The 18,187-nt window shown below is 68.6% G+C and carries 23 protein-coding genes; 18 read left to right on the top strand and 5 right to left on the bottom strand.

Annotated features, from left to right (window positions below):
• Positions 1–49 precede the first annotated feature (49 nt).
• The 4 genes from QLQ12_RS17470 (at position 50) to QLQ12_RS17485 (ending at position 5,423) form a co-directional block, all read left to right on the top strand.
• On the top strand, positions 50–421 hold the full coding sequence (locus QLQ12_RS17470) for a hypothetical protein (RefSeq protein WP_282761147.1): 372 nt from the start codon (positions 50–52) through the stop codon (positions 419–421).
• Between the two features lie 30 nt (positions 422–451).
• Positions 452–913 carry a DoxX family protein gene (locus QLQ12_RS17475; RefSeq protein ID WP_282761149.1) on the top strand — a complete coding sequence of 154 codons (462 nt, stop codon included), beginning with the start codon at positions 452–454 and terminating at the stop codon, positions 911–913.
• Positions 914–1,293: 380 nt separating this feature from the next.
• Positions 1,294–3,981: an RICIN domain-containing protein gene (locus QLQ12_RS17480; RefSeq protein WP_282761151.1), complete on the top strand. Its 2,688-nt coding sequence runs from the start codon at positions 1,294–1,296 to the stop codon at positions 3,979–3,981.
• A 23-nt stretch (positions 3,982–4,004) separates the two neighbouring features.
• The gene (locus QLQ12_RS17485; protein ID WP_282761152.1) at positions 4,005–5,423 is read left to right on the top strand and encodes an endo-1,4-beta-xylanase; all 1,419 of its coding nucleotides are present in this window, start codon (positions 4,005–4,007) and stop codon (positions 5,421–5,423) included.
• Here the strand turns inward: QLQ12_RS17485 and QLQ12_RS46890 are convergent.
• On the bottom strand, positions 5,406–5,600 hold the full coding sequence (locus tag QLQ12_RS46890; protein ID WP_328518287.1) for an RCC1 domain-containing protein: 195 nt from the start codon (positions 5,598–5,600) through the stop codon (positions 5,406–5,408). The genes QLQ12_RS17485 and QLQ12_RS46890 overlap by 18 nt on opposite strands.
• Before the next feature lie 92 nt (positions 5,601–5,692).
• On the opposite strand from QLQ12_RS46890, the gene QLQ12_RS17490 reads away from it, so the two are divergent.
• The 9 genes from QLQ12_RS17490 (at position 5,693) to QLQ12_RS17530 (ending at position 12,507) form a co-directional block, all read left to right on the top strand.
• Positions 5,693–6,217, top strand: coding sequence for a hypothetical protein (locus QLQ12_RS17490; RefSeq protein WP_282761153.1), 525 nt, complete (start codon positions 5,693–5,695; stop codon positions 6,215–6,217).
• Between the two features lie 233 nt (positions 6,218–6,450).
• Entirely contained in the window at positions 6,451–6,936 is a 486-nt protein-coding gene (locus QLQ12_RS17495; protein ID WP_282761154.1) for a TIGR03618 family F420-dependent PPOX class oxidoreductase, read from the top strand.
• A gap of 111 nt (positions 6,937–7,047) precedes the next feature.
• Positions 7,048–7,923 carry an alpha/beta fold hydrolase gene (locus QLQ12_RS17500; RefSeq protein WP_282761156.1) on the top strand — a complete coding sequence of 292 codons (876 nt, stop codon included), beginning with the start codon at positions 7,048–7,050 and terminating at the stop codon, positions 7,921–7,923.
• Between the two features lie 156 nt (positions 7,924–8,079).
• A complete protein-coding gene (locus QLQ12_RS17505; RefSeq protein ID WP_282761157.1) occupies positions 8,080–8,877 on the top strand; it encodes a phytanoyl-CoA dioxygenase family protein in 798 nt (265 codons plus the stop codon).
• Positions 8,878–9,062: 185 nt separating this feature from the next.
• Positions 9,063–9,209 carry a hypothetical protein gene (locus QLQ12_RS17510; RefSeq protein WP_282761158.1) on the top strand — a complete coding sequence of 49 codons (147 nt, stop codon included), beginning with the start codon at positions 9,063–9,065 and terminating at the stop codon, positions 9,207–9,209.
• 28 nt (positions 9,210–9,237) lie between these two features.
• Complete coding sequence (locus tag QLQ12_RS17515) at positions 9,238–9,534, top strand: GAF domain-containing protein (protein WP_282761253.1); 297 nt, start codon at positions 9,238–9,240, stop codon at positions 9,532–9,534.
• A gap of 57 nt (positions 9,535–9,591) precedes the next feature.
• Complete coding sequence (locus QLQ12_RS17520) at positions 9,592–10,008, top strand: methyl-accepting chemotaxis protein (protein ID WP_282761160.1); 417 nt, start codon at positions 9,592–9,594, stop codon at positions 10,006–10,008.
• A 167-nt stretch (positions 10,009–10,175) separates the two neighbouring features.
• Positions 10,176–11,903, top strand: a complete 1,728-nt coding sequence (locus tag QLQ12_RS17525; protein ID WP_282761161.1) for a hypothetical protein — start codon at positions 10,176–10,178, stop codon at positions 11,901–11,903.
• 244 nt (positions 11,904–12,147) lie between these two features.
• A complete protein-coding gene (locus QLQ12_RS17530) occupies positions 12,148–12,507 on the top strand; it encodes a hypothetical protein (protein WP_282761163.1) in 360 nt (119 codons plus the stop codon).
• 178 nt (positions 12,508–12,685) lie between these two features.
• Here the strand turns inward: QLQ12_RS17530 and QLQ12_RS17535 are convergent, their stop codons facing one another.
• Together QLQ12_RS17535 and QLQ12_RS17540 are read right to left on the bottom strand one after the other, a co-directional pair.
• The gene (locus QLQ12_RS17535; RefSeq protein WP_282761164.1) at positions 12,686–13,264 is read right to left on the bottom strand and encodes a hypothetical protein; all 579 of its coding nucleotides are present in this window, start codon (positions 13,262–13,264) and stop codon (positions 12,686–12,688) included.
• A 9-nt stretch (positions 13,265–13,273) separates the two neighbouring features.
• Complete coding sequence (locus tag QLQ12_RS17540; protein ID WP_282761165.1) at positions 13,274–13,573, bottom strand: choice-of-anchor L domain-containing protein; 300 nt, start codon at positions 13,571–13,573, stop codon at positions 13,274–13,276.
• A gap of 39 nt (positions 13,574–13,612) precedes the next feature.
• On the opposite strand from QLQ12_RS17540, the gene QLQ12_RS17545 reads away from it, so the two are divergent.
• The 4 genes from QLQ12_RS17545 (at position 13,613) to QLQ12_RS17560 (ending at position 16,364) form a co-directional block, all read left to right on the top strand.
• Positions 13,613–13,783 carry a hypothetical protein gene (locus QLQ12_RS17545; protein ID WP_282761166.1) on the top strand — a complete coding sequence of 57 codons (171 nt, stop codon included), beginning with the start codon at positions 13,613–13,615 and terminating at the stop codon, positions 13,781–13,783.
• A 66-nt stretch (positions 13,784–13,849) separates the two neighbouring features.
• The gene (locus tag QLQ12_RS17550; protein WP_282761167.1) at positions 13,850–14,569 is read left to right on the top strand and encodes a hypothetical protein; all 720 of its coding nucleotides are present in this window, start codon (positions 13,850–13,852) and stop codon (positions 14,567–14,569) included.
• A gap of 172 nt (positions 14,570–14,741) precedes the next feature.
• Complete coding sequence (locus QLQ12_RS17555) at positions 14,742–15,068, top strand: type VII secretion target (RefSeq protein WP_282761169.1); 327 nt, start codon at positions 14,742–14,744, stop codon at positions 15,066–15,068.
• 27 nt (positions 15,069–15,095) lie between these two features.
• Positions 15,096–16,364 carry a DUF6973 domain-containing protein gene (locus QLQ12_RS17560; protein ID WP_282761171.1) on the top strand — a complete coding sequence of 423 codons (1,269 nt, stop codon included), beginning with the start codon at positions 15,096–15,098 and terminating at the stop codon, positions 16,362–16,364.
• Positions 16,365–16,424: 60 nt separating this feature from the next.
• Here QLQ12_RS17560 and QLQ12_RS17565 read toward each other — a convergent pair whose 3' ends face one another.
• Positions 16,425–16,979, bottom strand: coding sequence for an SgcJ/EcaC family oxidoreductase (locus QLQ12_RS17565; RefSeq protein ID WP_282761173.1), 555 nt, complete (start codon positions 16,977–16,979; stop codon positions 16,425–16,427).
• 93 nt (positions 16,980–17,072) lie between these two features.
• Positions 17,073–17,585 carry a hypothetical protein gene (locus QLQ12_RS17570; RefSeq protein ID WP_282761175.1) on the bottom strand — a complete coding sequence of 171 codons (513 nt, stop codon included), beginning with the start codon at positions 17,583–17,585 and terminating at the stop codon, positions 17,073–17,075.
• A 205-nt stretch (positions 17,586–17,790) separates the two neighbouring features.
• On the opposite strand from QLQ12_RS17570, the gene QLQ12_RS17575 reads away from it, so the two are divergent.
• Entirely contained in the window at positions 17,791–18,156 is a 366-nt protein-coding gene (locus QLQ12_RS17575; protein WP_282761176.1) for a YybH family protein, read from the top strand.
• The last annotated feature ends 31 nt before the right edge of the window (positions 18,157–18,187 follow it).

Raw genomic sequence — 18,187 nt, forward strand, 5'->3', positions numbered from 1 at the left:
CCAGAATATTTCCTGACGCAGTAATCACCCGATCGTTATGGAGAAGGCCATGCACGAATTCGATCGCAGCTCATTCACGACCCGCGCCTACGCTATTTTCCTCAGCGCCCTGGAAAGCGATTCGGCGCCCACCGCCGGTCAGGCCCGCGAGGCCGCTCGCCGTTCCTTCCGCCGTTTCGGTGGCCCCGGCGGATGCGTCGCCGCGGTCGCCTGGGCCTACGGCGACCACCCGTCGGAAGCGGCCCGCCGGATGCGCTGGGCACTGACCGTCGCCCGGTCGGTGCCGTACGCGGCGCCGACCGCCACCGTCAGCGGCACGCGATCGGCCGGCGGGAGCCGCCGGCGCCGAACAGTGAGCCAGCGCCGGCGGGGACGGCACCGGCTGACACGGCACCGGCAGGCACGGACATCCATCGGCTGACCACGATCGCACCGGAAGGAAACGAACCCGATGACCAACCCCGACATCCCGATCTCCCGCGCCGCGAGCCGTCACGGCCCGCTCGCGATCCGGCTCAGTCTCGGCATCGTGCTGTTCTGGTTCGGCGTACTCAAGTTCGTGCCCGGCCTCAGCCCGGCCGAGTCCCTGATGATCCGGACCGTCGAGGCGCTGACCTTCGGCGTTCTCGTCGGCGACACGGCCCGGCTGTTCGTGGCGGCCGTGGAGACACTCATCGGGGTGGCCCTGCTCACCGGCCGTATGCCGCACACCGCGCTGGCGGCCCTCGCCCTCCAGATGGCGGGCACGTTCGCCCCGCTGCTGCTCTTCCCGGGCGAGATGTGGCGGCACCCCTTTGTTCCCAGCTTGGAAGGGCAGTACATCGTGAAGAACATCGTCCTGGTCTCGGCCGCGTTCGCCTTGGCCGCCACGGTCCTGACCCGCCTCCCCGAGGGGGTCCCGGTCGAGTCGTGAGGCCGGGCGGATGCCCGGTGACGGCAGTCCGTACGGCGACGGCACTTCCATCGCCTCGAGGCCGGCGAGTTCGAGCCGGCTTCGAGAGCGAGCGAGGTGCCGTCGTTCTCGTCGATGTTAGCCATCACAAAGCACTCGCCCAAAGGTCAGAGATATGAGCGACATGATTTTCCATATCATGGTAAATGGACTTGATGACTGGTCGGCAAAAAGTGTTATGCGATGCCTCTAGTGATGGTCGAGGCCATGCGTTCCTTTGAAGATTGAAGAGATCGCTAGTCGCTTCGCGTTGCGAAATAAGCATTGACTTACATCATTGACTAATCCGCCAGTTAACGCTAACTTGGCGGCCACATAAATGTCGAGACGGAGGAGTTCGCATGAGGAAGGCGCTTCTGGCGGCTGCCATGGTCGTCTCCGCCGTGTCGACGGTCGCAGCCGCCACCGGAACGCACGTCACGGCCGCGCCCCGGACGGCCGTGGCCGCGATCCAGGCGACCTTCTATGTCGCTCCCGACGGCGACGACGGCAATGCGGGATCGATCACGTCACCCTTCCGCACCCTGCAACGCGCCCGGGACGCCGTGCGCACGGTGAAGACCACCATGACCGGCGACATCCACGTCTATCTTCGCGGCGGCAGTCACCCGGTGAGCTCCACGATCGAGTTCGGGCCGGCCGACTCCGGCACCGGCGGCCACCGGGTCGTCTATGCCGCGTACCCGAACGAGGTGCCGGTGCTCGAGGGCGGTGTCCGGGTGACCGGATGGACCCAGCACAACGGCAACATCTGGAAGGCTCCGCTGGACCGTGCCAACAAGCTCCGGGCGCTGTACGTCGACGGCAAGCGTGCGCACATGGCCGCGAAGACGATCAGCTCGGCCGGATGTCACGGGACGTACAACATCACCGCCGGGCAGGCCGCCTGGGCGTGGGAGTCGGGGTCACAGTGCGCCGGCGCCCGATACAGCGCCTCCGACTTCCCGGCGATCGCCGGCAACCAGGACGATGTCGAGATCGAAACCGCGACGACCTGGACCTCGGCCGTCGTCGGCGTTCGTCAGGTGACCACCGAGGGCGGCAACCGGGTGGCGCACTTCCAGCAGCCGGGCGCGGCGATCGCCCAGGGTGCGTTCAACGGCAACGCGCAGGTCGGTGGCGCCCACAAGGTCATGAACGCGTACGAGTTCCTGGACGCCCCGGGCGAGTTCTACTTCGACAGGTCGGCCCGGACGGTGTACTACTACCGGGCCGGCGCCGAGAACATGCCGGCCGCGACGGTCTTCGCGCCCGCCAACGTGACGACCCTGCTGCGGGTGGCCGGCACCTCGACGAGCGATCACGCGCGCGACATCACGTTCTCCGGCCTCACGGTGCGGCACTCCGACTGGAACCTCACGAACGTGGCCGGTTCCTCGTACAAGCAGGCGCAACAGGGCAACCTCAGCGCGACCGCCTACGCGAAGCAGAACTTCCACGCCTACCACTACCGCAACGTCGACGTGACCCCCGGCATCGTCCACCTGCAGAACGCCGACGGGATCCTGCTGCAGCGCAACCGGATACAGCACACCGGCGCCGACGGGATCAACATGATCAACGACGTGCAGAACAGTCAGTTGATCGGCAATCGCACCGACGACATCGCCGGATCGGCGATCACGGTGGGGCATCCCCAGCACGTCTACATCGGGGACCACACGCCGGCCAACCGCGAGAAGTACCCGGCCGGCACCGAGGGACTGTGTAGGAACATCGAGATCAAGAACAACTTTCTGTACGACAGCGCGGTGCTGTTCAACGGGCACAGCCCGATCTCGGCGTACTTCGTGGACACGCTGACGGTGACGCACAACCGGATCGAGAAGGCGCCCTGGGCCGGCATCACGCTCGGCTGGGGATGGTGGAACTTCGACGGGTCCGCGGGCTCGATCCTGCCCAACCGGCCCACCACGACGGCGCGGAACAACACCGTCAGCCACAACCAGATCGTCGACACCGTCCAGCGCCTCGGTGACACCGCCCCCATCTACACGCTCGGCAGTCAGCCGGGGACCACGATCACCGGCAACTATCTGCAGGGCGTCCCGTCCGGACACAGGTACGGGCTGCATCCGGACGAGGGCTCGGCGTACATGACGTTCCGCGACAACGTGCTCAGCGTCGACAAGAACGTCACGTGGCTCGTCAACTCCGACGACTTCGGGCGCAAGCACGATCTGAGCGTCACGCAGACGTACGGGCCGATCAACAAGGTCTCCAACAAGAACCTGCCGAACAGCACGATCCAGGACATCCTCGTCTCGTCCGACTATGTCTGGCCCGCCGCCGCGTACGCCATCGCCGTGGACTCCGGGCTGGAGGAGCCGTTCCGGGACATCCTCGCGCCGGGCGGTCCCGCCCTGCCGGACCACATCCTGCCGGCCAGCACGTTCGTCGCCGCCGGGACATCGTCACTGCGGATCCGCGGTGCCGGTGACGCGAGCAGAAGGATCTGGCTGGCCCCTTCCGGCACGACGAATTTCGTCGCCGGACCGACGATGACGACCGTGGACGGCGCCGCCGGCTCGATCGCCGTTCCGTCCTCACCCGGCGACTACCGGCTGTTCGTCCTCGACGCCCAGGGCAATCGATCAGCGGAGTCCACGTCGATCGTCCGGCGGCAGGGCGGCGGTCAGCGGAACGGGCAGATCGTGGGCGGCCAGTCGGGGCGGTGTGTCGACGTGCCCGGCGCCGCGACCGCCAACGGCACCCAGGTGCAGCTGTGGGACTGCGCCGGCAGCGTGCAGCAGCGGTGGACCCACACCGCGGGCAGGCAACTGACGGTGTACGGGAACAAGTGCCTGGACGCCACCGGCAACGGCACGGCCAACGGCACCGCGGTCATCATCTGGGACTGCCATGGCGCGCTCAACCAGCAGTGGAACGTCAACGCCGACGGAACCATCACGAGCGCCCAGTCCGGGCTCTGCATCGACGCCAACAACGCCGCCACCGCGAACGGCACCAAGGTGATCCTCTGGTCGTGCAACGGCGGAGCGAACCAGCGATGGACCCTGAGCAGTTGAGACTCCCAGGAGGAAGCGCACCGATGAACGAGGTCCCCGCCCGCTCGAAACGCCGTACCGTCGGCCGCGCCCGGCTGCTCGCCGGCGGCGTCGTCGCCCTGGTGACGGCCGTGGCGTCGGTGGCCATGGCCACACTCGCCCACGCCGATCTCAGCGGCCCGCCCGGAACCACGCTGAAGGCGGCCGCCGAGCGCAGCGGCCGGTACTTCGGCGCCGCCATGGGGGGAGACCGTCTCAACGACTCGGGCTTCCTCACCATCGCGAACCGCGAGTTCGACATGATGACGGCCGTCAATGAGATGAAGCCCGACGCGACCCAGCCCAACCGTGGCCAGTTCGACTTCCGGGCCGGCGACGCCATCTACAACTGGGCCACCCAGCGCGGCATGAAGGTTCGTGGCCACACCCTGGCCTGGCACGCACAGCAGCCGAGGTTCTGGGGGAGCCTCAACGGCAGCGCCCTGCGCACCGCGATGATCGACCACATCAACGGTGTCATGGGCCACTACCGGGGCAAGCTCTACGCCTGGGACGTGGTCAACGAGGCCTTCGCCGAGAACGGCAGCCGGCGGTCGTCGAACCTGCAGTCCACCGGCAACGACTGGATCGAGGCGGCGTTCCGGGCCGCGCGTGCCGCCGACCCCGGCGTGCAGCTGTGCTACAACGACTACAACATCGAGAACCGGACGTACGGCAAGACGCAGGGCGTCTACCACATGATCAAGGACTTCAAGGCCCGTGGCGTCCCCATCGACTGCGTCGGCCTCCAGACCCACTTCACCGGTGGCAGTTCACTGCCCGGCAACTTCCAGCAGACGCTGTCGAGCTTCGCCGCCCTCGGGGTGGACGTGGCGCTGACCGAGGTCGACGTCACCAACGCCTCCAGCAGCCAGTACCAGGGTCTCACCCAGGCCTGCATGAACGTTCCCCGCTGCGTCGGCATCACGACATGGGGCGTGCGCGACAGCGACTCCTGGCGCGGCAACGAGAACCCGCTGCTCTTCGACCGCAACAGCAACCCCAAGGCCGCCTACACCTCGGTCCTCAACGCCCTCAACGCCGCCTCCACCACGGTGCCGGGGACGAGCACACCGAGCGGCAGCACGTCACCGAGCACGCCGAACGACCCCGGGCAGCCGGGCGTCTGCACCGCGACGTACCGCTCGGCCGGCAGTTGGGGCGGTGGCTTCCAGGGTGAGGTCACCGTGAGCAACAACGGCTCCACCACCCTCAACGGCTGGACGGTGCGGATGACGCTGGCCGGCGGGCAGACCATCGTCAACGTCTGGAACGGCGCCAACACCGGCAGCACCGGCACGGTCAGCGTGCGGAACGCCGCGTACAACGGCTCCCTCGGCGCGAACGCCTCGACCAGTTTCGGCTTCCTGGCCAACGGAAGCACCAGCACGGCGCCCGGCGACATCTCATGCACCAGCCCCTGACCGGCGGCCACGAACCACACCCACGTCAGGGCGCTGGTACGGGCCGCCGGTGACCGTGGAATCGCCCAGCTGGCCCACGTCGTTGAAGCCCCAGCACCTCAGGCTCGCATCGGTGCGGATGCCGCAGTTCGCCGACGAGCCGGCGGCGACCCTCGTCCAGTTCCGTTCGCCGATGATGAGCCGGGGCGCGCCGAAGAGCGGATCGACACGGCGGTTTCCCGGCCGCCCGGCAAGCGCTCGTCGAGGGAGTCATCGCCGCCAAACGCGAAGTGGCCCGGCTGGGGATCGACACCCGGATCGGCTGCAACTCCACCGCCATCTTCGATCCGGACCAGGAGTTCTGGACCGACCTGGGCCGCCGGGGCGGTGAGGAATTCCGGTCCGCTCTCGACTACGCCGGCCTGGACTTCTTTCCCGACGTATTCCAGCCCATCCCGGCCGATCGCCTTTCCGAGGCGGTCACGGGGGTGCTGGCCCTCTTCCGCCGACAGAGTCTCGCCGCGGCCGGCATCGCCGACTCCGTGCCCATTCACATCACCGAGCACGGCTGGGGCACCGGCGTCGGGCGGCCGTATTCCCGTCAGGCTGACGTGCTCGACACCGTCGTGCGCGCCATCGACGAGCACAGCGAAGAACTCAACATCACCACCTACGAGCACTTCGCGCTACGGGACGCCGACAGCGACCATGACCATCCTCTGTTCCAGCTCGGCATCCTCGACTCCCACTACGAGCCCAAGCCGGCAGCCGCCACCTACCGAAACCTCATCGCCGAGCTCAGCGTGAGGGCATGAGGCGGATTCCGTACGAGATGAGTGGTTCAAGGGTCAGGCCGGCTCGCCCCTCCTTCCCGCCCGCGTCAATAAAGTGCTGAACTAGATAGTCTGCAAGCAGATTATCCGCTAGTGTCAGAGGCGAGCGGAAACGCTCACGACACCATCGCCCATGTCGTTCGCGGGCCGTGTGACGCCGGCGCCGCACGTACCACCCTGCTGACATCGCACCTTCCGGAAGGATCGACTCGCTGATGAGTGAGACCCACTACGGCCCCGGCCAAGGCCCCAGCGCCCGCGCCCTCACCGACGACGAAGTGATCCGGATCCTCGGCTCGCAGCAGTTCGGCGTACTGGCGACCGTCAAACGGAACGGCCACCCCCACCTGGCCTCGATGGTCTTCACCTGGGACGCCGACGAGCGGCTCCTCCGGTTCTCCTCGGCCGCCGGGCGCATCAAGGTGAGCCATCTGCGCCGCGATCCACGAGCCACCCTGCACGTGCAGGGCGGGAACGTCTTCTCCTATGCCGTCGCGGAGGGCGAGGCGCAGGTGTCGGAGCCGAGTGTGGAGCCCGGCGACGCGACCGGACGGGAACTGCTGGCCATGGTCGGCGGCCTTGGCGATGCGGCAGACGAGACGGCGTTCCTCGAGCAAATGGTGAAGGATCGGCGCGTGGTGATCAGCCTCAGGGTGTCTCGCCTGTACGGGACCGCCCTGGACGGACCGGTCGAATCCTGAACAGCAGCTCCCGAGCCGGAGCGCGGAGCGGGCCCGGCCGGGCGCGCTAGGGGTGGCCGGGCCGCCGGTAATTGCCGGCGGCCGGCAGGAGGCAGCCGCTACCGTGCCTCCATGGTGGATGCGCACGAGCGATTCGTGGCCTCCGGGCCGCTGCGGATCTGGACCGAGCGGGCCGGCGATCCCGAGCTTCCCGCCGTCTTGATGGTCCTGGGGTCGGCTGCTCAGGGTGTCAGCTGCCCCGACGCGCTGGTCGGCCGGCTGGTCGAGCGCGGGGTTCAGGTGATCCGGTTCGATCATCGGGACACCGGCCGGTCCAGCGTCGTCGACTTCGATGCTCAGCCGTACACGATCGGGGACATGGCTCGCGACTGCCTGGCCGTACTGGACGGTTATGGACTGGATTCCGCTCATGTGGCGGGGGCCTCGCTGGGCGGCATGATCGCTCAGTGGCTGGGTGTGCACGCGCCGGACCGGGTCCGGTCCTTGACGGTGATGTCCAGCTCGCCGATGGGTCATGATCCGAGTCCGGTGTGGGCGCGGGCGCGGGCCGGGGAACCGCCCGACCCGGATGATCTGCCGCCGCCGGCGCCGGAGTTTCTCGCACATCTGGCCGCCGGGCTGCCGTCGGGTGTGGAGTCCGACGTGGCCTTGTTCCGGCTCTTCAACGGGCCGGTCCGGCCGTTCGACGAGCCGGCCGCCCGGGCGATGCTGGACCTGGCGCTGTCACGGGCCACCGATCCGGCGGCCGCGGCCAACCATCACCGGGCCGTCTGGAGGGCCGACCCTGGCCTGCTCGCCCCGCTGTCATCGATCACCGCGCCGACCTCGATCGTGCACGGCGACCAGGACCCGGTCTATCCGCTCGACCACGGGGAAGCCCTGGCTGCCGCGATCCCGGGCGCAATACTGCACGTCGTACCCGGGATGGGCCATGTCATGACATCACCGGGCCTGCCCGAGGAGGTCGCCGAGCTGATCCGGCTGTGACCCGCCGTGCGAAAGGCGGGCCGTGCCGGTGAACAGCCACACGGTGAACCACCCCGCGATTGATCCATCGTGCGCCGTCGCTGCCGCCGCACACCCGACAGAAGCGGCGCAGAAGGTGTCGGACGATCGGCGCCGATGCGGCCGCACCATGGGGGCATGGATGACACGACCTTGGTTTCCCGCTTCCTTCGCGACGGCTTCGTGAAGCTGGAGGGTGCCGTCGCGCCGCGGGTGGCCGCGGACTGCACACGGCTGCTGTGGCGAGAGACGGGCTGCGAACCGGACGATCCATCGACGTGGCCACAGCCCGTGCACCGGGTGGCCGGCATGGCACAGGGACCGTTCGCCGCCGCACCCAACTCCCCGTTCCTCCACCACGCGTACGACCTCCTGGTCGGCGCGGGACGCTGGGAACCGCGCTACTCGCTGGGCACGTTCCCCCTGCGCTTCCCGCACCGAGAGGAGCCGGACGACGCGGGCTGGCACATCGAGGGCAGTTACCTGCCGGAGGGCGAGAGCTGGTACTTCACCAATGTGCGCTCCCGCGGCCGGGCGCTGCTGATGCTGTTCCTGTTCAGCGAGGTCGGTGAACAGGACGCCCCGACGCGGATCCGGGTCGGCTCACACCTCGACGTGCCGAAGGTGCTGGAGAAGTACGGGGAGGACGGGGCGAGCGGACTGGATCTCGCGCCCGATCTGGTGGCGGCGTCCGACCACCGGCCACTCGCCCTCGCCACCGGGTCTCCGGGCGACGTCTTCCTGTGCCATCCATTCCTGGTGCACGCGGCGCAACCGCACCATGGGACCCGGCCGCGCTTCATGGCCCAGCCCCCGCTGATGCCGGCCGCGCCGTACGTATTGGAGCGCGCCGACGGCGCGTACTCGCCCGTGGAGATCGCGATCCGCCGAGGCCTCGGACAGGACACCCCCGGTCCGGACACCAGACGGCACTGACGACAACGCCGGGTGACCGCGCTCAGCGCGGACTCGCCCCGCTCGACCCCGGCGCCCTGGCCGCGGCATTTCGGCTCTCGCTCGGAGAACCAAGGGACACCCGGATTGCAATGGACAGACCGATTCTCAACGAATCAAGTACGGATAGCCGCGGCCGAACTGGCTTGCAACAAGAGAGCGGCAGTGTGAACGAGGAGTTCCGGAAGGTGACGCTGGATGCCGCGTTCGCCGAGGGCGTCGGGCTGTCGGGACGTACCTGGCGCAGCCGGGACCTGGTCTTCGTGCACAACATCGCGGACGTGACCGACTGCGTGCGAGATCGAATCCGGTGACGCGGGAGCGGAGTTCCGGCAGGTGACCATGTCGGCCTCGTTCGCGAAAGGGGTCGGCTTGTCCGGCCGGGCATGGGCGCGCGACGACCTCGTGTTCGTGGAGGACCTCGGTGAAATCACCGACTGCGTACGCCGTCCCGCTGCTCAGGCGGCCGGTGTCAAGTCCGGCGTGTGCCTGCCCATCAAGATCGGCGGCCGGATCGTCGGCACGATGGACTTCTTCGCCACCCGAACCCTGATCATGACATCGAGCCGCGAAGCCGCTCTGCGTAACACCGCTTTCCTGGTCGGTCAGGCACTGGAGCGCTTCGCCTCGACCGAGTAGCTGCACGCTGTCGGCCGTGAACTGCTCGACTCGATCAGCGAGGTTCAGCGCAACGTCATGTCGGCCGAGTCCGTCGCCCACGAGGGCGGACGGCTCACCGACGAGGCGAACAAGCAGGTCGCCGCACTAGGCCAGGCCAGTGCCGAGATCAACCAGGTGGTGAAGACGATCCAGTCCATCGCCGCACAGACCAATCTCCTCGCCCTCAACGCGACCATCGAGGCAGCCCGGGCAGGCGACGCAGGCAAGGGCTTCGCCGTCGTCGCCGGCGAGGTCAAGGAGCTGTCCAGCGAAACCGAACGCGCCACGACCGAGGTCAGCACCAAGGTCAATGCCATCCAGGCCCGCGTCGACGCGGTCACCGCCTCGCTGGCCGACATCCACTCCGCGGTGGAGGAGATCAACCTGACGCAGAAACTGATCAGCGGCGTACTCACCGAACAGGTCGCCGTCACCGGCGCCATCCTCACCTGATGGGAGCCCTCAACCTCTGGTAGGCGCGCTGTACCACAGAGGTTTACCCAAGGATCAATCGCCCGATGGATGCATCGCCATGCATTGATCGCTAGCGTCGCGGCATGGCCGACGTCTGGGAGCCCCGATCCGATACCGCCGTCCATGTGGCGGGACCATGCATAGTGGTGTCCAGTGTGGTGGCGCTCTGTGCGCCCGGTTGGTTCGGAGTCGCCGCCCTGGCCGTGGTCTCCTTCACGATCGGCTATCTGATATACGGCACCGCGCGACACGGGAACCGCCTGACCAAGACGATCACGGTGGTGGGCGCGGTGGGCGTGCTGCTCGCGGCCGACGTGGCGGTGGGACTGGCCCTGCGCGGGATCATGCCGGACGCCTACCGGAAGATCGCGGGCACCCAGGTCGTGGTGCAGGCGACCGCGGACTGCGACATCGACCGGGGTCTGCCGACCCGGGTCCGGCGGCGTGCCGCGCGCACCAACACCAGCCCCGTCGACACCGTCCAGCCCACCGACGAGGCCAGTTGCAAGAACTCCACCTGGACCATCAACGGCCAACAGGTGGTGGGCACTGTCGAGGTCCGCGCCGGGGAGCTGCCCGACCCGCGCGGCCCGTTCCAGGTGACGGCCTGGGCGCTGGGCGACCATGCCAGCGCGGAGTCGCGGACCGGCCGCCATCCGCTCTGGATGCCGGCGCTGGTGGCATTGCCGTGGTGGCTCCTGCCGGCCGGTCTACTGGTGGCGTACCTCGCGTACAAGGCGATCCCGCGAGTGCGCAGACGCGGCAGGCAGGCGTCCGCCTCGGCCCGGGGCTGGACCTACCGGGAGCGGGATGCCGCGCTGCCCGGCGCCATGCCGGTCGCGGCGAACCCCTCCTCGTCGGCCTACGACGTCGTGGAGGGTGACCTCGACGGCGTACGCTTCACCGTCTTCGACTTCTCGAGCGCGGACGAGCTGCGCCCGACGGCGTACACCGCTGAATTGCCCGCCGAGTTCCCTGACGTTCACATCGGCCCGTACGCCGTCGCGGGAAGGGTTGTGGTGCGCTCCGGTCCGCAGTGGTCGGACCCGGAGGAGCTGTTGCGGCGCGTGGCGGACGTCCAGCGGTTCGGCGCGGAACTCGTGGCCGCGGCCTCCGCCGCCGACCCCGAACAGCAGCTTGCCGAGCTGGTGCGGCGAACCCCGCCCGCGAACCTCACCCGGGTACCCGTGCGCGCGTATCTCGGCCCGTTCATCGGCCTGACGATCGGACTTCTCATCCTGGCCGGAGCGATCTGGCTGATCGACGCGGGGTGGCCGGTGCTCGGCGGCATCATCGCGTTCGTCGCCGGCCTCTTCCTGCTGACGGGCGCGCTGAAGGTCGTCTCCCGGTGGCGTGCCCGGCACGGCCGTCGCCGGCTGGCGGCTCGGCACGGCTGGACCTTCCAGGCGACGGACCCCACGTTCCTGCAGCGGCTGAACCTGCCCGACTTCGCCGACTGCAGGCCCTCGGCCACGTCGGTCCTCTCCGGAACGGAGGATGGCGTGCCGTTCGCCTTCTTCGACTACCAGCGGAAGAACGGCAGCCACGAGACAGCCTGGCTGGCCAAGCTCGCGGAGCCCGTACCGGAGATGGAGCTCTACGGCCCCGCGAGCCGCAGCCGGGTCGCGCCGGCCACCACGCCGGAGGGCAAGGCGCTACTCACCCCGGAGCTGCTGCAGCGGCTCGATGAGGCGTATCAGGGACGGTTCAAGGTGACCCGTGAGTGGATTCACGTCGACAACCCGGGCACCCTGAGCCCCACACCGCGCCAGGCGGAGGAGACGATCGCCGCGCTGGCCCGGGTCAGCGCCATCCTGGCCGCTGCCGCCGTGCCCGCTGCCGGAACGGTCGACCGGTCAGCGGGGCAACCGTAGCCCTGCCGGCCCCCGTGCACCGCGAGTGAGCCAAGCGGACCTGCTCCACGCCCCGCGCGAGTACGATCATGCCGTTCGGTGGGGAGCCCTCACGGGGGACAGCGGGGCGGGCGCCGTTACGGTCAGGGCCCGGATGGATCAGTTCATCGGTGCGAGGCGCTCACGTGGGCGAAGCGCGTCGGTCACTGGTGAGGATTTCGGCAGTTACGCTGGGTCGTCAGCGAACCGAGGAGTGTGACTGCAGATGATCAATGTGCAGGAATTCGCCCGGCGGCTCAGCACCCTCGGGGCCAAGGCGTTCACCAGTGACGACGTCGTGGACCTGGCGATCGCCGCCGATGTGCGCGTCAGCCCTGATCTCGGGATCGACGCCACTGTGGCCCAGCGGATACTCGACCACATCTCGCCGCCGGTGCCGGTGACCGGGGCGCAGATCGCGGCGTCGGAGTGGCCGCCGCCGACGTCCAGCCGCCCGGCGGCGCCTCCGGTGGTGTTTTCCAGTCCCGGCGCCGTCGAGGGCCCGGGTGATCAGTCGGCTCGGCCCCGCGGTTCGGGCCCGGCACGTGCGGGGCAGCGCCCCGGCTCCCGACGAACGGGCAGATGAACCGGCATCCGACCGGCGATCCTCCGGGCGGGCGGCGAGTGGCTACGACGGCAGCGGCGCCGCTGGGAGCGGCCTTCATCGGTGGATCGAGTCTCAGGGGCGACGGCCGGCGGGATTGACTAGAGGCGTCAGCGGAGTCTCCTAGGACGCTGGGAAGACCCCGCTGACGGTGCCGGCGCTATTTCCTGTCGTAGTGACCGAGCCACTCCAAGCCGGTCCACAGCTCCCAGCGCCCTGGGCGATGCGGAGACGGATACATTCCGGGCGGATCGCCGCCGGGGACCGGGCCGCGCAGCACCGCCCCCGTCGAACCGTCGAGCAGCCAGAGGCCCCGGTAATCCCAGCGTGACACGACGTCTCCGCTGATGCTGGTGTAGCCCTCGCCGACCCAGAAGGTGCCCGACGGCACTTCGAGCGTGGTGTAACCGTGTCGGAGTTCGGCGACCAGTTGGTCGCCGATGCGGGTCACGAGCCGAAGAATCAGAACGAACAACAGTGTGCCGCCCAAGCTCACCGCGACCGTGACCGCGACGTCGGAGCCGGTGACCCATTCCAGGATCTTGAGGAACAGGATCAGGGTCAGGATGCCGCCGACCGCTGTCCCCAGCAGGGTGCGAAACACGGCCCGCGCGGTGGGAGCCACCGCGAGGCGCGGCGGGGTGGCCGGCACCCGGGGAATGAGGCCGGCGGCCCACGCCTCGGCATAGCCGGGAACCTCCCGCGGCGGTATCTTCCTCGCATTCCGGCGAGTCGGCACGATACCCGCCTAGTCCGACCAGATGCCGTTGACCAAGATCGCCATGACGTCATTGAACGCACTCCCGTCGTATTCGGGGTGCTCTTCGCTCACGAAGGCGTCCTTGACGTTGAGCGTGGACCCGGTGGGGATGATCGGCGTGAACCGCCGGCCCGTGCGATCTTCGACCTTGGTGCCGAAGTCTCCCTGTCGCACGAACAAGTCCCGAGCCGCGTCGAGGACCGCCCGGCGGGTGGCCTCGGCGTATCCGGCACGCCGGCTCCGAGGGTTGGTCTCGTCACGGGCGGGCGGCGGTGCCGCCGTCGCCAAGACTCTCCTGTACCCCGCGACTTCCTGAGGAGCCCAGACATGCGCAACCTGTTCGCCAGTGTGCCGGCCGCCGGGCACCTACCTACCTGCCTGCTGCCATTGATCGAGGCCGCGGGCCGCGCCGGTCACGAGGTGGCGCTGCTCACCGACAGGTCGATGCGCGCTGTTTCGGCGGCCGCGGCGCGCTCGACCTCTCGGACGGCGGCGTAACAGCTCCGCCCGCTCGCCGGAGAGTCCGCCTGCCGACGGCTCGACGGCATCGGACATCATCGAGGCATGGGCGACCTTCTGATCAATTTGCTGGCGAGTGTCATCGCCGGTACGGCCGTCTGGCTCGCGGGGTTCGTGCTGCGCCGCCGCAAGCTGAACCGGGAACGCGCCTTCTTCGGCCTCACCGCCGGAGCGAGCTGCCTGCTGGTGGTGTCCCGGCACGCGTCGTCGCCGCGCGAGTTCAGCGTTCACCGCCGCGACGTCGCCGCGCTGGTGGAGCTGGCGACCATCGCCCGGGAGTGCGGCGCGCACGCCGATCGGGTCGGCGAGCACCAGCCGAGCGGGGAGATCGGCCGACTGACCGAATTCTGCGTCGGCGGCCCCGGCGGCGCCAGCCCGCGCAGCGCCACGCACGTGCGCACGATCCTGCGCGGCGTGACCTACGAGGTCTTCGACGAGGAGAAGCGCCGGATGTCGTTCACGGTCGGCGGCACCGAGTACACCCTCAGCCCGGAGATCAGCTATGTGCTGCTCGCCCGGTTCTGGGGTCCGGCAGGTGGGCACCCGGTGTTCTTCATCGGTGGCCTGAGCGCGGGCAGCAACCTCGCCGGCGCCCGCTATCTGGCCTCGCGCCACTCCGAACTCGACCGCAAGTTCGGCGCCGACCGGCCGTTCGCGCTCGTGCTGCGCATCGTCGAGCCGGCCGCATACGGCACCGACTTCACCGAGTTGGTCGCCGACGTGTCCGACGTCGCGTTCCAGCCTGTTCCGCAGCCGGTGGAGTAGACCAGAGCCATGGAGGTCCTCGACGGCGGCCGCCACGACCAGATTGTCGAGAGAGCAACGAAGCGGCTTCACCCGGTGGCACTGGGAGCCGCGTCGTCCGACGAGTCCGAGCCGCTGTTGCCCGATGGAATTATGGTGGCCATGGTGTGTTGCGGGTGACGGAGGAGGTGCCATGAGCCTTCACGCGGTACCGCCTTCCATGGAAGGCGACGCGAACCAGCTTCTGGGTCTGGCCGGCCTCTACCAGGCGGGCCGGCCGGAGATGTCGATGGCGGAAAGACTCAGGCCGCCGCGCGGCCCGGAGGAGGTCGCCGCGGCGGTGCGGGACTTCGCCACATTCGCGAACGATCAGTACGAGGACGCGGTGGCACTGCTCGCCGCGTTGTCGACCAAGCTGTCGGAAGCGTCCGCCGCGTATGTGAAGGCGGACGACGAGGCCGCCCGGGCGATCGACGGGATCCTCATCGGGCCGAGATACCAGCCGGGCCACGAGAACTGACGTTCCTCCAGTCGACAGGGGGCGACCATGGCGACCTTCCGTGACGACGTCTTCTACATCGAGGAGATGCGGCCTGAGTACGTCGCCATGGCCGCCGACGATTTCTTCCGCGTCGCCCGGGTGATCGAGTCCGGCCTGCCGACACTGGACGGTCTGGTCGGCACGGTCGAATGGGGCGGAGAGGCGCACGCTCTGTACGAGCAGCGCCTCGGCGAGGCTCTCGACCTGGTGACCATGCTCGGTATCGGCTACCGCAGGGCGGGTGCGGCCCTGGAGGACTACGGTTCCGCCCAGCAGGCCGCGAAGGATCTCGTCAACACCGGGATCGTGATCGAGCGCCGCTTGGGTGACCTGATCGCGCCGCTGGTGGCCGTGCACGCCGGTATCAGCGCGGTCAGCCCGATGGCGCAATGGGACTTCCTGATCGGGCCGTCCGCCCTCGGCGGCGCCGAGATCGATCAGCAGCGGGAAGCGGTCCGCGATGAGGCCGACTACCTCTTCCGTGAGGCGGAGGGCTGTTACGCGAGGGCCATACCCACCGAGGGCGGCGCGCGGACGACGGCCGTCGCCGCGTTGCGGGCGGCGCGAGCCTTCCTGCCGGACTACCTGGCGGACAGCCGGAACACCGCTCGGGTCATCGCCACCGCGCCGGGGTTGAAGGAGGAGGTCTACCAGGCCGCGAAGCTGGATCCGAACGCCCGTAAGCCCGGCGAGCGGATCCTGAACGAATACCAGGTGGCCCCGGACGAAGGCCCGCGGCAGCAGTACCCGGGCGGCGGGCTCCTGGTCGATTTCGGGCTGGTCGAACCGTTGACCGTCACTCCGTCCGAGGCCCGCATCCTCAAGCAGATGCCGCTGGCCGACCAGATCACGTTCTACAACATCAGGCAGCAGGCCATCGACACGGCGAACGAGAACTTCCCCGAGGACAAGCAGGACGGCCACACCGACGCGTTCCGCCACGCCTACTGGAACGCCTTGCTGACCAGGCAGTTCGGCGAGGACTTCGCCAGGGCCATGACCACCGCGCACGAGGCCGTTCCGGACCACACCGCCGGCAGCGAGGCGATGGACCTGCACAATAACGAGGTGGGCCGGCAGATCGCCGTGGCGAACCCCGGCGCGTCACCGGAGGAACTGGCCGTCCTCATCCGCGAGGCCGTCGACAGCGGCCGCACCGTGGTCATCGACAAGGCGGGCGATCTCGCCTACAGCGACCAGGTGGCCCGCAACGACACCGGCCAGCCGAAGCCGGAGCAGCGAGAAGGAAAGCCGCAGCCCGACAGCGGCTACTGATCCCGCGTCCGACCCAGGGCGCCGAAGCCTTCGACCCGGCGGGAAATCCTTCCCCGGGGCCTAGGTGGTGGGGCGCAACGGCCTGATGCGGGTGTTCTGGAAAGAGGTGTAGAGCCAACGGCCGTGACGCTTCACGGCGACGTTCGTATTGACGGAGAGGGCCTCATCGGTGCAGGCCGTCTCACCCGGCCAGAGCACGCAGCCGGTCCGGACGATGACGGCCAGGTCGGGTTCGGGGAAGCGGATGCGCTCGTCCTGTTGGAGAAGGCGCGTGCCCTGCAGGTACGTCCTGAAGTAGTAACCCATTCCTTCCTCGATGCCGGCCCGGGTGCTCATGTGGTCGCCGTTGAAGGTGACCAGGTCGGCATCGGAGGTGTAGACCGCGGCATACGCTCGCGCATCGCCACGCTCCCAAGCCCGGTCCTGACGCTCTCGTAACTCCTGCAAGGCGACGAGGTCTCTGTCCTGCCCGGAGGTGGATGGGGGTTCGGCCGACGCGGAACCGGCTGAGCCGCCGAGCGCGGTGACGGGCACGGCGATCATGGCCACAACGGCGGCCTGCCACCTCGGAATGCGTTGGGCGGCGGTGATTGCGCGGTTGAGGTATCGACTCATGCCAAAACGGTAGGAGGCCCGACTGCTACGCCGAAACCTCCTGGAGAGGTATCTCGTAGTCCCCCTCGAGAGGTACGGATGTGGACGGCCCTTTCATGCGAGACTTTCCCGGCACGTCTCGTTGGTTCCATCCATGGGAATGGCAGGCGACGGTCGACCCGGTCGCTCGGAGTCAACCGTCCTCGAGTCGGCAGCTGGTGTAGAAACCGACGTACAGCCCGTGCCGCTCGCACGGCCGCAGGTACTCCGGATCGGGCGCGGCGGACCAGTCCTCACCGTCCGGACATAGTCATGGGCGTGCGGCGGGTCGTAGTCGAGTTCGTCCCACCGGTGTCGCGCGACGGCCAAGTCGAGCACGGCCAGAAAGAACGCCTTCTCGGCCGGCCAGTTCGCGGTCCACGGCAGCTCCGTCAGGTCGAACCCGGCCGTCCCCCGGTCGCCGCGGTGGCGGGTGGCGAACATGAGGATCAGGTGCTGCTCCCACGGGGTGCGCGCCAGGTGGCAGCCGGCGAGGGTGAGCACGTCGAACAGCACGTCGGTGCCGCCGTTCGACAGGTCGAGCATCGGACCGCCGCGTGTCCCGTCAGTTCTGAAGAGGTTGGCCACAGGCTCATACTCGCAGCGGCGGTCCATCGGCATCCTCGACGACCTTGGCATCGCCGGTGTCGCTCGACGCTCCTTGGAGCCGGCGGGCGATGCTCCGCGAAACTCCGACCCCGGAGAACCGCGGCAGGGACCCGCTTCATGTCTTACGCGCGGCGGCTAGATCAGTACGCCTTTCTTGTCGTACCCCACTGGCAGGATCGGCGATATGGATGCTGATGTGGAGCGCGCAGCGAGCCCCGAAGACCTCAGCCGCCTCATCGTCGCTCGGCTCAATGCCGGCGATGTCGACGGGCTTATCGCCCTCTACGAATCGGATGCGGTTCTGGCCCTGCCCAACGGTGAGGTCGCGAGCGGATCGGAGGAGATTCGCGGAGCCTTCCAGCGCTTGCTGGAGGGGCGGCCTTCTTTCGAACCGGGCACCCCACGTCCCACCCTGCGGGCCGGCGAGCTGGCCCTCACGTCGGCTCGACTAGCTGACGGAACCGTGACCGTCGAGGTCGCGCGCCAGCAAGAGGACGGAACGTGGTTGTGGGCAATCGACCAACCCGCTTTCACTCAGCCGAATACATGAGCCACGTCACATCGGTCCCACCGATGACATT

Origin of the sequence: Actinoplanes sandaracinus (assembly GCF_030009775.1) — a bacterium.
Taxonomy (GTDB): domain Bacteria; phylum Actinomycetota; class Actinomycetes; order Mycobacteriales; family Micromonosporaceae; genus Actinoplanes; species Actinoplanes sandaracinus.

Bases quoted from the DNA above. Each gene is read 5' to 3' on its own strand.
- QLQ12_RS17505 (WP_282761157.1), top strand. From the start codon at position 8,080: ATGGATGACACGACCTTGGTTTCCCGCTTCCTTCGCGACGGCTTCGTG.
- QLQ12_RS17475 (WP_282761149.1), top strand. From the start codon at position 452: ATGACCAACCCCGACATCCCGATCTCCCGCGCCGCGAGCCGTCACGGC.
- QLQ12_RS17495 (WP_282761154.1), top strand. From the start codon at position 6,451: ATGAGTGAGACCCACTACGGCCCCGGCCAAGGCCCCAGCGCCCGCGCC.
- QLQ12_RS17470 (WP_282761147.1), top strand. From the start codon at position 50: ATGCACGAATTCGATCGCAGCTCATTCACGACCCGCGCCTACGCTATT.
- QLQ12_RS17545 (WP_282761166.1), top strand. From the start codon at position 13,613: ATGCGCAACCTGTTCGCCAGTGTGCCGGCCGCCGGGCACCTACCTACC.
- QLQ12_RS17520 (WP_282761160.1), top strand. From the start codon at position 9,592: ATGTCGGCCGAGTCCGTCGCCCACGAGGGCGGACGGCTCACCGACGAG.
- QLQ12_RS17500 (WP_282761156.1), top strand. From the start codon at position 7,048: ATGGTGGATGCGCACGAGCGATTCGTGGCCTCCGGGCCGCTGCGGATC.
- QLQ12_RS17560 (WP_282761171.1), top strand. From the start codon at position 15,096: ATGGCGACCTTCCGTGACGACGTCTTCTACATCGAGGAGATGCGGCCT.
- QLQ12_RS17530 (WP_282761163.1), top strand. From the start codon at position 12,148: ATGATCAATGTGCAGGAATTCGCCCGGCGGCTCAGCACCCTCGGGGCC.
- QLQ12_RS17555 (WP_282761169.1), top strand. From the start codon at position 14,742: ATGAGCCTTCACGCGGTACCGCCTTCCATGGAAGGCGACGCGAACCAG.
- QLQ12_RS17515 (WP_282761253.1), top strand. From the start codon at position 9,238: ATGTCGGCCTCGTTCGCGAAAGGGGTCGGCTTGTCCGGCCGGGCATGG.
- QLQ12_RS17480 (WP_282761151.1), top strand. From the start codon at position 1,294: ATGAGGAAGGCGCTTCTGGCGGCTGCCATGGTCGTCTCCGCCGTGTCG.
- QLQ12_RS17550 (WP_282761167.1), top strand. From the start codon at position 13,850: ATGGGCGACCTTCTGATCAATTTGCTGGCGAGTGTCATCGCCGGTACG.
- QLQ12_RS17485 (WP_282761152.1), top strand. From the start codon at position 4,005: ATGAACGAGGTCCCCGCCCGCTCGAAACGCCGTACCGTCGGCCGCGCC.
- QLQ12_RS17565 (WP_282761173.1), bottom strand. From the start codon at position 16,979: ATGAGTCGATACCTCAACCGCGCAATCACCGCCGCCCAACGCATTCCG.
- QLQ12_RS17575 (WP_282761176.1), top strand. From the start codon at position 17,791: ATGGATGCTGATGTGGAGCGCGCAGCGAGCCCCGAAGACCTCAGCCGC.